Genomic DNA, 12,901 nt, shown 5'->3' on the forward strand with positions numbered 1-12,901 from the left:
ATGAAGTTACCAACTATTTCTATTGTAACCCCTTCCTTTAATCAAGGAAGGTTTGTCGCTGATACAGTTACTTCAGTAATCAATCAACGCTATCCGAAATTAGAGTATATTTTTATGGATGGGGGATCTACTGATGAAACTTTGAAACAAATTACTCCTTATCAAAAACAATTTTTTCATTTTGAATCTCAACCTGATGAGGGACAAAGTGCAGCTATAGCTAAAGGATTTGAGTATGCTACTGGGGAAATCATGGCTTACTTAAATAGCGATGATGTGCTACTTCCTGGAACCCTTAGTTTTGTTGCTGATTATTTTTTAGCACATCCAGAAATTGATTTTATTTATGGTCATCGCTGTATTATTGATGAAACAAACCAAGTGATTGGTCACTGGATCTTACCATCTCATAGTAATTGGCTAATGAGCCGCTGGGATTTAATTCCTCAAGAATCTTGTTTTTGGCGTCGTAGTTTATTTGAAAAGCAGGGCAATATTGATCCAAGCTATCATTTTGCGATGGACTATGAATTGTTTGTGCGTTACATGATGAAAGGAAAGTTTAAACGAGTCAATCGATTTTTAGCCGCTTTTCGGATGCACAAACAGAGTAAAACGGCAACTCAGCTAGATACCATTGGCAAAGAGGAAGTAGCTCGAGTACATAAAATGCACCAGATTTATTTTCCTCCTATAATTACCCCCATTGCCAGTCGTTTTTTTCCGCTTTGGGTTCAATTACGATCTGCTGTTTTTCTCCGCTTAAAAGAATCTTTTCCGGGCCTTCCTCCCGGATCAGAATTTGATATAACCATATTATGGGGAAAAGAAAATAATGATAGATAAAACTAAAAAAATTTATGTCGCAGGTCATCGAGGCATGGTGGGATCAGCAATTATAAGAAATTTAAAAAATAAAAGCTATGAAAATATTATTACTCGTACTCACCAAGAATTAGACCTACAAGATCAAGATAAAGTATTTACTTTTCTTCAAGAAACCAAACCTGATTATCTCTTTCTTGCTGCAGCAAAAGTAGGAGGAATCCATGCAAATAATACTTATCGTGCCCAATTTATTTATGAAAATATAGCTATTCAATCTAATTTAATCCATGGTGCCTACTTAGCTGGAGTACAGCACTTATGTTTTTTAGGATCTAGTTGTATTTATCCAAGAGATTGTCTCCAACCTATTCGAGAAGATTATTTGCTCACTGGACCATTAGAAATAACTAATGAACCTTATGCCATCGCAAAAATTGCAGGAATAAAAATGTGTGAGGCCTATAATAGCCAGTATGGCACTCATTATGTATCAGCCATGCCTACGAACCTATATGGTCCTAGCGATAATTACGATTTACACAATAGCCACGTACTCCCTGCACTTATTCGTAAAACCCACGAAGCAAAACTAAATGGATCTAAAGAACTTATGGTATGGGGCACAGGCACCCCTATGCGAGAGTTTCTTTATGTAGATGATATGGCAGAAGCTTGTGTATTTTTAATGGAGCAAGAAACTTCCGATGGATTATTTAATATTGGCACCGGTAAAGACATAACCATTAAAGAGCTTGTGCACGTTGTAATGGAAGTGGTTGGCTTTCAGGGAAAGATCGTATTTGATACTACAAAACCGGATGGTACTCCTCGTAAGTTACTAGATATAAGTCGAGTAAAAACTCTTGGCTGGTCGGCTAAAATTGGCTTAAAAGAAGGAATTTTTCTTGCTTATCAAGATTTTTTAGCTCATTGTTCTAACTAAACAGGAGTGGTAAAACAAAAACCACTCATTACTTTAGCTGTTCCTTCCTATAATCAAGGGAACTACCTTGAACAAGCTTTAAGATCTATTTTTAGTCAGTCATTACCTATTGAAGTATTTGTATTAGACGGTGGCTCCCAAGATCAGTCTATTTCTATTATAAAAAAATGGGAACCCTACTTAGCAGGATGGCGTAGTTATCCAGATCAGGGACAAACTGCAGCTATTAATGAAGGCATCGCTCAAGGTAATGCACCTTTCGTTGGCTGGCTTAATAGTGATGATTGGCTCTTACCTAAAGGATTATCTACTTTATTAAGGGCACTGCAAAGTTCTCAATTTAAAAATACTCCTTTTGCCTATGGGCAGTCTTGGAATTTTTATGAAAAAAATCATACTTTTCGTCCAGTATGGGTAGAGCCTTTTTATGAAAATAGACTAGCTCTGCGTTGTATTATCTCCCAGCCTGCGACTTTAATTAGACGATTTGCTTGGGAAGAGGTAAGGGGTGTCAGCGAGCAATTTCAACTTGCGATGGATTACGATCTATGGTGGCGATTATTTAGAAGATTTGGATCCCCTCATTTCATAGATCAATTTATTGCAGTAAATCGAGTACACACTGAAACGAAAACTAACACTCAGCCTAGATTACATTACCAAGAAGCGATAAAAATCGTACGTCAACACTATGGAGAAGTTCCTTTAAAATGGTGGTTTTTTCAACCATATAGAGTATGGCTTAAAAGCATAATGAATAGTTAAGCGTTTAAATATTTTGTCTTTATTGAAAATGAAAGTATTACATTTTTATAAGACTTATTTCCCAGAAACCATTGGAGGGGTTGAGCAAGTTATCTATCAAATTGCTCGGGGTGTTTCAACCTATGGTATTGATACTAAAGTACTCACTTTAGCTCAAGAACCTAGTAAAAAACCTTTAGTTCTCGAAAATCACTTAATCTATCAAACTAAACGTGACTTTCAAATGGCATCTACTGGTTTTTCCCGAGCAGCACTATTTCATTTTATAGAATTGGTAGAGCGCGTAGATATTATCCATTATCATTTCCCTTGGCCCTTTATGGATATAGTTCATTTTCTCTCATCAGTAAAAAAACCTACGGTGCTTACTTATCATTCCGATATTATTCGCCAGAGATTTTTACTTACTATCTATCGACCCTTAATGGAATTTTTTTTAAACCACGTTGATGTTATCGTTACTACCTCACCTAATTATTTAGCCACGAGTCAAGTACTTAATAGATATCGAGACAAGACAGAGGTTATTCCAATTGGTATTGATAAAAATACTTATCCTCAAATTACTTCATCAAAATTAAATTATTGGCGAAATTGGGTAGGAGAAGGTTTTTTTTTATTTGTAGGTATGCTCCGTTATTATAAAGGACTACATATTCTTTTAGATGCCATTAAAGATACTAATTTTTCTGTAGTGATTGTAGGATCAGGTCCTATTGAACACTCTTTAAAGCACTATGCAAAATCTCTAAAATTAAGAAATATTTATTTTCTTGGTACCCTTTCTGATGAAGATAAAGTCGCATTAATCCAGCTTAGTTTAGCTATAGTATTTCCTTCCCATCTTCGATCTGAAGCTTTTGGGATTTCTCTACTTGAAGGAGCTATGTACGGAAAGCCTATGATTTCTAGTGAAATTGGTACAGGTACCAGTTATATTAATATCCATAATGAAACAGGGCTAATAGTACCGCCTAGTGATTCGATTGCTTTTAGAAAAGCAATGGAATTTCTTTGGAACCATTCCGACATTGCTAAAAAAATGGGAGAAAGAGCAGAAGCTCGTTATTGGCAACTGTTCACTGGGCAGCATATGGCGAGATCTTATGCCCATCTCTATCAGAGATTACGCCCTTCTTAGATTATAATCTGATAGGCAAAGGTTTATTGATATAAATAGCTTGAGGGGTAAGCTGGCAACTATAGGCTATCACTTCTACTCCTTGGACTATGGCAAACTGTAGTTTTTCTCCATAGACTGGATCAATATGATTTGCTGGAGAGAAGTAATCACAATCCTCTCTTTGTACTAGATAAAACATAACGCTACGACAATTTTTAGTACACATTTTAGCTAACTCATCTAAGTGTTTTGCACCTCGCACAGTTACTGCATCTGGGAATAGTGCATTATTCTCCTCTCTAAGAGTTACATTTTTTACTTCCACATAACAATGTTGTTGAGCGGCGGGATTTTCTAAAAGTAAGTCAATGCGTGAGTTTTTCCCATAAGGTACTTCTTGCCTTATAATTTCATAGCCTAAAAGTTCTGATACTTTTTCCTTTGCAATAGCTTCTTTCACTATCCCATTAGCTCGCCCTGTATGGATACCGACTAAACTGGTGCCTATATCTATTAACTCTAAAGTGTAGGACAATTTTCGTTTTGGATTATTAGATTTAGAAATGTATACTTTTGTGCCCGCAGCAACTAAACCTTTCATTGAACCTGTATTAGGACAATGGGCAGTAATTAGCTCACCAGAGGTTAATTCGATTTCAGCAAGAAATCGTTGGTAGCGACGATGAAGGGTGCCAGAAAGTAGTGATTGTTGGAAATCCAAGAAAAAAAATATTTAATTAAGCAGAAGTAAGAAATTTGTCAATTTCTTCCATAATATAGTCATGTAAACGGGAAAGTTCTGGATCTCTTAAAAATCCAGAGCTACCACCAGACCAAAGTACTAAAGGTTCTTGCCTACCTTGATAGTGAGGAAGAAACATTTTTACAGATAGAGCATAGGAATACCCTAAATAAGATGAAATTAACCTAAGATTAATTAATATAGTAGCAGTGAGCTCTTCATCATCATAGTTGTCTACTACGGAAAACCCAGCATCTTCCAAATTCTGTGAAATTTCTTTAATAAGTGCCTCTTCTCTTAAGCCAAACCGCTCGTAATCATGCTTTATCCCAGTGACTTTTACTACTACTGTATCAATATCCTGAGAGGTGAGTGCTTCTTCTGCATTTACTTTCTCAAGTGCAATACCTAATATAAAAAATAGTAGGAGCCAAACTAAGGGCTTTTGGTGCATAAAATATTCCTTTACTTATTATATAAATACTTTACATAGGCGATAAGTAATAACGCCAGTATAATAGATAGAATAAAAAATAATAGATTAGAGACCAATTGTGACGAAATATAAAGAAACTTTAAATCTTCCTAAAACTGATTTTCCAATGAAAGCTAGTCTAGCTCAAAGAGAACCAGAAATGCTAAAACGCTGGCAAGATATGGATCTTTATCACCAATTACGGCAAATAGGTCATAATCGGGAGAAAAAATTTATTCTCCATGATGGCCCTCCCTATGCTAATGGTGCTATTCACATTGGGCATGCTGTTAATAAGATTATTAAAGATATTATCATCAAATCAAAAGTTTTAAACGAATTTGATGCACCCTATGTTCCTGGCTGGGATTGCCATGGATTACCTATTGAACTTAATGTAGAGAAAAAATCAGGTAAGCCTGGAATTAAAATTTCACCAGAAGATTTTCGCCAGAGATGTCGGAATTATGCTCAAGAACAAGTTAACACACAACGGGAAGATTTTAAGCGCTTAGGGGTATTAGGAGACTGGAACTCCTCTTATCTTACCATGTCCTATGATTTTGAAGCAAATACTATTCGAGCTTTAGGTAAAATTATTAAAAATGGGCACCTATATAAAGGGGTAAAGCCAGTTCATTGGTGTATTGATTGCGGATCTGCTTTAGCAGAAGCAGAAGTAGAATATCAAGACAAAACTTCTCTTGCTATTGATGTATGTTTTCCAGTTATTGATACTGAAGCAGTACTGAGTTGTTTTCAAATAGGAGCTAAAAATAAAACTCCCATTAGCGTTGTTATTTGGACGACTACTCCTTGGACTTTACCTGCAAACCAAGCAGTCGCTTTAAATCCAAATTTGAACTATGCATTAATAGAATATGTTGATTCAAAGCAAAATAAAATTTATTTAATTCTCGCAGCAGAACTCTATAAGCAAGCGCTTACCCGCTATGGCGTTGAGAGCGGAAAAATCATTGCCTTTTGTTCAGGTAAAACCCTAGAAGGGATAAAGTTACAACATCCATTTTATCCTCGTATTGTCCCTGTTATTTTAGGCGATCATGTGAATTTAGAGGCAGGGACAGGAGCAGTTCATACTGCACCTGCCCATGGGCAAGATGATTATGTAGTATCTCAATCCTACCAGTTACCTATTGATAATCCAGTGGGAAGTAATGGCTGTTTTTTACCAAATATTCCTCTTTTTGCTGGGCAGTCCGTATTTAAAGTCAATGAAGCTATTATTCAGGTACTTGAGGAAAATCAAACGCTTATTTGCAAACAATCTATTGAACATAGCTATCCCCACTGTTGGCGCCATAAAACCCCCATTATTTTTCGAGCAACCCCTCAGTGGTTTATTAGTATGAATCAACAAAACCTACGAAGGGTAGCGCTAGATCAAATTAAAGGAGTAGCTTGGTTACCCGGCTGGGGACAACAACGTATTGAGGGAATGGTAGAAAATCGTCCAGATTGGTGCATTTCTCGCCAACGAACTTGGGGAACTCCTATTCCTTTGTTTGTTCATAGCCAAACAGGTAAATTACATCCTGATACACCTCAACTCATAGAGAAAGTAGCCAAATTAGTAGAAAAATCAGGTATTGATGCTTGGTTTAGCTTAAATTCTAAAACTTTACTAGGTGATGATGCTAGTGATTATGAAAAAGTAAATGACACTTTGGACGTGTGGTTTGACTCTGGAGTCACTCATTCCTGTGTATTAGAAACAAGAGAGAACCTGAGTATACCTGCTGATCTCTATTTAGAAGGTTCAGATCAGCATCGGGGCTGGTTTCAATCTTCCTTGCTTACTTCAGCAGCTATCCATAGCAAAGCTCCCTATAAATCCGTACTTACCCATGGATTTACTGTGGACGCAGCAGGAAAGAAGATGTCTAAATCTAAAGGTAATGTAGTAGCTCCTCAGCAAGTAGTAGGAAGTTTAGGAGCTGACATTCTTAGACTTTGGGTGGCTGCTACTGATTATCGAGCTGAAATGAGCGTTTCGGATGAAATTTTAAAGCGGATTGCCGATTCTTATCGACGAATTAGAAATACGGCTCGTTATCTATTAGCTAATTTAGATGGTTTTGATCCTAGTATTCATCAAATCCCTGCAGCAGAAATGCTTGCTTTAGATCAGTGGGCAATGGAGCGGGCATACTCATTACAACAAGAAATTATTCAAGCTTATGAAGAATATAACTTTCACCTTATTTATCAGCGTATCCATAACTTCTGTACGGTGGATATGGGAGGAATTTACTTAGATATTATTAAAGATCGCCAATATACTATAAGCACTGAAAATAAAGCACGTAGATCAGCACAAACGGCTATGTATCATATACTAGAAGCCTTTGTTCGCTGGCTTGCACCTATTTTAAGCTTTACTAGCGATGAAATTTGGCAGTATCTACCAAGCAGAAAAAATCCTTCTGTTTTTCTTGCTACTTGGTACAAAGAATTAACACCTATCGAAGGAAGTAGTCCTCAAAATCTGGAATTTTGGGCAATAATTTTAAAAGTACGAGAAGCAATTACGAAGCAATTAGAACAAGTTCGAGTAGCAGGGAAAATTGGTTCTTCCTTAGATGCAGAAGTTAGTCTTTATGTAGATGAAAATTTATATCAAACACTTACGTTACTTGGCGATGAACTTCGATTTGTCCTGATTACTTCTTATGCTCACATTTATCCTCTTATAGAAAAACCTAAGCAAGCCTCTGCTACAGAAATTCCTGAGTTATGGATTATAATCAAAGCTTCAAGTTATTCTAAATGTATCCGTTGTTGGCATCATCGAGCAGATGTAGGTGCTTCACTTACTCACCCAGAATTGTGTAATCGCTGCATTGAAAATATAGATGGTGATGGTGAGCAAAGATATTATGCTTAGGAATATAGGCTAGATAATGTTTAAGTGGTTAAATTTATCTTTACTTATTATAGTAGCTGATCAAATTGCAAAATATTTAGCAGAAGCTAATCTATCTTTATATCAGCCGGTTGCTATATTTCCTTTCTTTAATTTAACTCTTGCCCATAATCCAGGAGCAGCCTTTAGTTTTCTTGCCGATGCAGGAGGATGGCAAAGGTGGTTTTTCTTAGCTATTGCTCTAATGGTAAGCTGTATTTTGTTTATTTGGTTGTATAAGACAAAAAATAATAATCTAAAAGAATCCTTACCTATTTCTCTAATTCTAGGTGGTGCTATAGGTAATATTATTGATCGATTTATTCACGGATATGTTATTGACTTTATAGATTTATATTATAAGAATTGGCATTGGCCTGCCTTTAATATTGCTGATTCTGCAATTACAGTAGGGGTGACATTTCTTGTTATAAACAGTTTAGCACAGCGTGAATAGGTAGAAAATCTAACCTCAATTTTATTTCTAAGCTCTATTCCTATTCTCTAATTTTTAATTCCAGCACACACTAGGTGTTTTCATTCCAGGCCCTGAACCTGGTCCATTTAGGGTAAGTGTGGTACATGCAACACTACCTTCACTATCATTTTGTTGCGATGTTCCTGATATTGCAGTTGCCGTCAATGTGTAGTTATTAGCTGCAACACCAATACTATAATTATAGTAATCATCCTTAGTGATACCACCAACTTGGGAAAGATCACTGCTATAAGATCCATTTTTTGCCTTATACATCTCTAATTTAAGCTGGTTTTCAGCCAAAACTGCAATCGCAGTTGCACGCCTGCCTTGATGAGTAATTTGTTGATAAGAAGAAATCCCAATTGAGGAAAGAACCATCAAAATAATAGCTGAAATAAGTATTTCAACAAGGGTAAATCCAGTATTTTTTCTCATTCTAATTATCTTTTAAAAAGTATTGTATTTTACTGATAAAAATAAATTTTTTAAAAAAAAATTGTCACATATATATAAAAAATAATAATATATAAATTATATAGTTATATAAAAAATTTTTAATAAATAATAATTTATGACATATCAATATAGCTACTATATTAAAGATTCTGGGTTTACATTTCCAGAAATACTCACAGTAATGATAGTTACAGCAGTGCTTGTAGGCACAGCTGCTCCAGCTTTTAATCAGCTATCTGACTTAAAAAGACTAGAATCTGCAGCGGAAAAACTTTATGCAGATATGCAGTATGCTCGTACTACTGCCTTCAATCAAAATACATCTGTTGGTATTTTCGTTCAATCGGATGGGAGTACTAATTGGTGCTACGGTTTAGCTCAAAAACTAATATCAACTACTACTTGTGATTGCACTATTATTAGTGCTGGAACAAATTTTTGTACCCTAGATGGAGATAATCCATACATTATAAACAGCACTGATTTTAAAGGAATTTCTATCACAAATGCTTCCCCTCAATCGTTTTCATTTACGCCACAACGGGGCACCGCAGGGACAGTAAGGGTTCAATTTCAATCAAAATACAATGAAATATTACAGGCTAGAGTAGCCTCTGGAGGTCGAATACGTATATGTTCACCGAGTGGATCAGGCAATGTTAAAGGGTATGCCACATGCTAACAAGATTTAGAGCAATGGGATCTCAGAAAGGATCTAGCTTAGTTGAGCTAATGGTTTCTTCAACTTTAGGAATGATCGTGATGGGTGGAGCACTGGCAATGATGAGTTCTATCTTAAAGGCAAATAATACTACCTCTCAGATTAATTATCTAAACAGTGAGTTAAATGTAGTAATGACGATGATTACCCGGGATCTAAGACGAGCAGGTTATTGGAGTGGTGCAATTAGTAATCTAATTAACAATACCACAGTACCTGCCAACCCATTTGCTCAAATTACGGTAAGCACAGATAGCACTTGTATTGTATTTAGTTATGATGCGGATAAGAGCGGAACCCTTACGAACGCTAATCAATTTGGCTATCGATTAGACACAAGCGATAACGCTGTTGAAGTACGTCAAGCAGGAGCAGGTTGTAGTGATTCTGGATGGCAAAATTTAACCGATGAAAGTGCTCTTAATATCACTAATTTGCAATTTGATGATCTAAGTCCCCCTGCGTTGAATACAGGAAGCGGTATTACCGTTCAGATACGAAAATATCGCATTACTTTAGAGGGGCAACTTAACAGTGATTCTCAAATTTCTAAAAAATTAGAAACGATTGTGAAAGTCAAAAATAATCAATATTTTTGATAGTTAAAATTGAAAGGATAGGTATGAAAAAAAGAAAAAAAATCCCTGTTTTTTCGCAAAAAGGGCTAGTTACTTTAACTGCAGCGATAGGTATGTCTTTATTGACGGCAATAACTACGCTACATACTGCCAATATGGGTATTACAAGGCAAAAAATATCATCTAATAGTTTAGATACAAATAAAAATTTTTCGATAGCAAATGCAGCAGCTAATCAAGATATTGATAGTATTATCAATAATTCGGATATGGCTAATCCATCCAGTCCTTTATGGCGTGCCTGCACTTTAAGTTTCCCTTGTAGCGTGAGGACACAAGACTATAATTCATGGAAATATCAGCAAAATAATAATGTTGGAATAAACAATCAGCTTTCCTATTTACTACAAAACACTATTAATCCTTCAGTGATAATTGCGGTAACCATGGGATTTTCTCCCACTGGAGGTCAGACAATTGTTCAGCGTGGACTTTATTTGTCTTCTGCCATTCCGGGACCAGTTCATGCACCCATGGTATCAGGGGGAAATGTAGCAGTTAACGGTTTTATTGATGTTGGTGGTTCAGAAGTCTCTATTTGGGCTAGCGATTCTATACAATTAAATGGCAGCGGTACTGTTGGAGGTACTCTAATAGCTAGTGGTACCATTATATCTAATGGTCAAGATATATCCGGAGTTTCAACTCCTGGCTCTGTTGGATGGGGGGGGTTTGAGTATACTCCAGATCCAAACAGTGGTAATCCCTCTATCCCTACTGATTTATTTCAATATGTATTTAATGTACCTCAAACGCAATCTCAATCTATTCAGAATCAAGCTACCCAATTAGCTAATTGTAGTAGTTTAGGCTCAAACTCATCTGGATTATATTGGATAACAGGGCAATGCATTATTTCCGGAACTAACACGATAGGCAGTGCTAAAAACCCAGTACTTGTTGTTACTGAAGGAGATATAATCCTTTCTGGATCCAATATTAGTGTATACGGATTGATGTATAGCCTTTCTAATATGCAGCTATCTGGAAATAATTTTAACATACAAGGATCACTCGCAGCTAATGGCAATATCGGAATATCTGGTGATGCTAATTATAATGAAGAAGTTTTAAAAAATCTTTATCATAATATTGGCCTTAGCAAATTAGTATCTATCCCTTATAGCTGGGCAGATTATTAAGTGAATCGCTTAAGATTAGACAAGATTTTTCCTAAAGAAAAGGGGCTAGGGATAGTAGAGTTGATGATTACCATTGTCATTTTAAGTGTTACGATGGTAGCTACCGCAAAGCTACAAGGGATACTGTTGCAGAGTAGTAGTGAAACTAATGAGCGAGCTACTGCTTTGAATCTAGTCCAAGGAAAACTAGAGGATCTACAAGGATCTTTTAATCAACTTACTGGATCAAGTAATTCGTTTGTTGATATCCAAAGTGGTGCAGATGCAGATATTACTATTGATAATATATCTTATGCACGTAGCTGGGTTGTTGAAGATAATTATTACTGCCCATATCCCACAATTGCTTCCTCCTGTTCAGGTAGATCATATCCAGATTTTAAACAAGTGACTGTGACTATAACTTGGGGAGATAATCAATCTATAGTACTTGCAGATAGCATTAGTGCTCCTAATTTTTCAGGTGAATCTGAGGTTATTCCTATTCTCTTCAATAACAATAATTAAATAGATCTTAAATCCATTCACTAACCCTAATCCTATATAATAAACACTCTATAATAATTTTTTAGGGTATTTTAGGGTGGATCAAGAGATTATTATTATTGGTGGTGGCATCATCGGTATGCTTACCGCCCGAGAACTCCACTTTAATGGCTTTAAAGTCACTCTATTAGAAAAAGGACAATTAGGCTATGAATCCTCATGGGCAGGTGGCGGTATTTTATCTCCTATCTATCCATGGCATGAGCCTAATTCTGTTAATCAACTTGTTGCTTGGAGCCAACAGCACTATCAAACCCTCTGTCAAATTGTTAGAGAGGAAAGCGGAGTAGATTCAGAATGGGCACAATGTGGGTTGCTGACTCTAGATGTAGTTGAACAAACTCAAATTCAATCTTGGGCAAATCACTGGAATATATCTACTACATTAATTCAGCTTAACCATGAACAATGGCCCCAAGGGTTAATTGGAGAATCTGGATTCCATTTACCAAAAATCGCCCAAGTGCGTAATCCAAGATTAATGCAAGGATTACGCCTTTATTTAAGAAAATTGGGGATAACCATCAAAGAAAATTGTGAAATTACTAAATTAGTAATTCGCAATGGATCTGTTGCTGAAGTAGTTACAAAAACCCAGAAATTTATCACCCATCAGATCATTATTACTGCAGGTGCTTGGAGTGGTCAGCTCTTAGAATCAATAGGTGTGCATATTCCTATAACTCCTGTACGAGGTCAAATGATTGCCTTTAAAAGCAACACTCAATTACTCTCTCAAATTGTTGTTGCTCACGGTCACTACTTAATTCCTAGGATAGACGGGCATATTCTGGTAGGCAGTACCATAGAACATCAAGGATTTAATAAACTAACGACTCAAGAAGCACGAAAAGGGCTTCAAAAATTTGCCTATTCTTTAATGCCCTATTTAAAGTCTTTACCTATAGCATACCATTGGGCAGGGTTACGTCCTGGATCATCCCATGGTATTCCCTATATTGGTGCTATTCCTAGTATTAAAGGACTTTATCTTAACGCAGGACATTTTCGTAATGGTATTGTAACTGCACCTGCTTCTGCTCGGTTACTTACCGATATCATTTTGCAACGAGATCCTATTTTAGATCCTACACCATATGCTTTAGATCGCTAGC

Annotated in this window: 14 protein-coding genes; 11 read left to right on the forward strand and 3 right to left on the reverse strand. The window is 36.3% G+C overall.

The annotated features are described in order from the left end of the window. From NSCAC_RS02520 to NSCAC_RS02535, 4 genes are read left to right on the forward strand one after another with little or no spacing between them, the layout of a single operon-like run. Nucleotides 1-846 carry a glycosyltransferase family 2 protein gene (locus NSCAC_RS02520; protein WP_197744861.1) on the forward strand — a complete coding sequence of 282 codons (846 nt, stop codon included), beginning with the start codon at nucleotides 1-3 and terminating at the stop codon, nucleotides 844-846. Further along, nucleotides 839-1,771 (forward strand): GDP-L-fucose synthase family protein, encoded by a 933-nt coding sequence (locus NSCAC_RS02525; protein ID WP_269474130.1) that lies wholly within the window; start codon nucleotides 839-841, stop codon nucleotides 1,769-1,771. The genes NSCAC_RS02520 and NSCAC_RS02525 overlap by 8 nt, the downstream gene beginning before the upstream one ends. Before the next feature lie 6 nt (nucleotides 1,772-1,777). Next, entirely contained in the window at nucleotides 1,778-2,536 is a 759-nt protein-coding gene (locus tag NSCAC_RS02530; RefSeq protein WP_197744863.1) for a glycosyltransferase, read from the forward strand. Between the two features lie 28 nt (nucleotides 2,537-2,564). After that, nucleotides 2,565-3,677, forward strand: coding sequence for a glycosyltransferase family 4 protein (locus NSCAC_RS02535; RefSeq protein ID WP_197744864.1), 1,113 nt, complete (start codon nucleotides 2,565-2,567; stop codon nucleotides 3,675-3,677). A gap of 1 nt (nucleotide 3,678) precedes the next feature. On the opposite strand, the gene sfsA is transcribed toward NSCAC_RS02535, so the two are convergent. Then, the gene (gene sfsA, locus NSCAC_RS02540) at nucleotides 3,679-4,380 is read right to left on the reverse strand and encodes a DNA/RNA nuclease SfsA (protein ID WP_197744865.1); all 702 of its coding nucleotides are present in this window, start codon (nucleotides 4,378-4,380) and stop codon (nucleotides 3,679-3,681) included. A gap of 16 nt (nucleotides 4,381-4,396) precedes the next feature. Continuing rightward, the gene (locus NSCAC_RS02545; protein WP_197744866.1) at nucleotides 4,397-4,855 is read right to left on the reverse strand and encodes a hypothetical protein; all 459 of its coding nucleotides are present in this window, start codon (nucleotides 4,853-4,855) and stop codon (nucleotides 4,397-4,399) included. A 100-nt stretch (nucleotides 4,856-4,955) separates the two neighbouring features. On the opposite strand from NSCAC_RS02545, the gene ileS reads away from it, so the two are divergent. Next, a complete protein-coding gene (gene ileS, locus NSCAC_RS02550; RefSeq protein ID WP_197744867.1) occupies nucleotides 4,956-7,784 on the forward strand; it encodes an isoleucine--tRNA ligase in 2,829 nt (942 codons plus the stop codon). A gap of 16 nt (nucleotides 7,785-7,800) precedes the next feature. After that, nucleotides 7,801-8,259: a signal peptidase II gene (gene lspA, locus NSCAC_RS02555; protein WP_197744868.1), complete on the forward strand. Its 459-nt coding sequence runs from the start codon at nucleotides 7,801-7,803 to the stop codon at nucleotides 8,257-8,259. Nucleotides 8,260-8,313: 54 nt separating this feature from the next. On the opposite strand, the gene NSCAC_RS02560 is transcribed toward lspA, so the two are convergent. Further along, the gene (locus NSCAC_RS02560; protein ID WP_197745273.1) at nucleotides 8,314-8,718 is read right to left on the reverse strand and encodes a type IV pilin protein; all 405 of its coding nucleotides are present in this window, start codon (nucleotides 8,716-8,718) and stop codon (nucleotides 8,314-8,316) included. A gap of 136 nt (nucleotides 8,719-8,854) precedes the next feature. Between NSCAC_RS02560 and NSCAC_RS02565 the strand changes: the two genes are divergently transcribed. The 5 genes from NSCAC_RS02565 to thiO all read left to right on the forward strand — a co-directional run bounded on the left by NSCAC_RS02565 (nucleotide 8,855) and on the right by thiO (nucleotide 12,900). Then, the gene (locus NSCAC_RS02565) at nucleotides 8,855-9,421 is read left to right on the forward strand and encodes a GspH/FimT family pseudopilin (RefSeq protein WP_197744869.1); all 567 of its coding nucleotides are present in this window, start codon (nucleotides 8,855-8,857) and stop codon (nucleotides 9,419-9,421) included. Beyond that, entirely contained in the window at nucleotides 9,415-10,059 is a 645-nt protein-coding gene (locus NSCAC_RS02570) for a PilW family protein (RefSeq protein WP_197744870.1), read from the forward strand. The genes NSCAC_RS02565 and NSCAC_RS02570 overlap by 7 nt, the downstream gene beginning before the upstream one ends. A 23-nt stretch (nucleotides 10,060-10,082) precedes the next feature. After that, complete coding sequence (locus NSCAC_RS02575) at nucleotides 10,083-11,240, forward strand: hypothetical protein (protein ID WP_197744871.1); 1,158 nt, start codon at nucleotides 10,083-10,085, stop codon at nucleotides 11,238-11,240. Beyond that, entirely contained in the window at nucleotides 11,241-11,747 is a 507-nt protein-coding gene (locus NSCAC_RS02580) for a type IV pilus modification PilV family protein (protein ID WP_197744872.1), read from the forward strand. A gap of 76 nt (nucleotides 11,748-11,823) precedes the next feature. Beyond that, nucleotides 11,824-12,900 (forward strand): glycine oxidase ThiO, encoded by a 1,077-nt coding sequence (thiO, locus tag NSCAC_RS02585; protein WP_232085971.1) that lies wholly within the window; start codon nucleotides 11,824-11,826, stop codon nucleotides 12,898-12,900. The last annotated feature ends 1 nt before the right edge of the window (nucleotide 12,901 follow it).

It is taken from the genome of Candidatus Nitrosacidococcus tergens (genome assembly GCF_902810445.1).
Classification (GTDB): domain Bacteria; phylum Pseudomonadota; class Gammaproteobacteria; order Nitrosococcales; family Nitrosococcaceae; genus Nitrosacidococcus; species Nitrosacidococcus tergens.

Excerpts from the sequence above, each read along its gene's own strand:
- NSCAC_RS02520 (WP_197744861.1), top strand. The coding sequence starts at position 1 with ATGAAGTTACCAACTATTTCTATTGTAACCCCTTCCTTTAATCAAGGA.
- NSCAC_RS02570 (WP_197744870.1), top strand. The coding sequence starts at position 9,415 with ATGCTAACAAGATTTAGAGCAATGGGATCTCAGAAAGGATCTAGCTTA.
- NSCAC_RS02545 (WP_197744866.1), bottom strand. The coding sequence starts at position 4,855 with ATGCACCAAAAGCCCTTAGTTTGGCTCCTACTATTTTTTATATTAGGT.
- NSCAC_RS02560 (WP_197745273.1), bottom strand. The coding sequence starts at position 8,718 with ATGAGAAAAAATACTGGATTTACCCTTGTTGAAATACTTATTTCAGCT.
- lspA (WP_197744868.1), top strand. The coding sequence starts at position 7,801 with ATGTTTAAGTGGTTAAATTTATCTTTACTTATTATAGTAGCTGATCAA.
- NSCAC_RS02535 (WP_197744864.1), top strand. The coding sequence starts at position 2,565 with ATGAAAGTATTACATTTTTATAAGACTTATTTCCCAGAAACCATTGGA.
- NSCAC_RS02575 (WP_197744871.1), top strand. The coding sequence starts at position 10,083 with ATGAAAAAAAGAAAAAAAATCCCTGTTTTTTCGCAAAAAGGGCTAGTT.
- NSCAC_RS02565 (WP_197744869.1), top strand. The coding sequence starts at position 8,855 with ATGACATATCAATATAGCTACTATATTAAAGATTCTGGGTTTACATTT.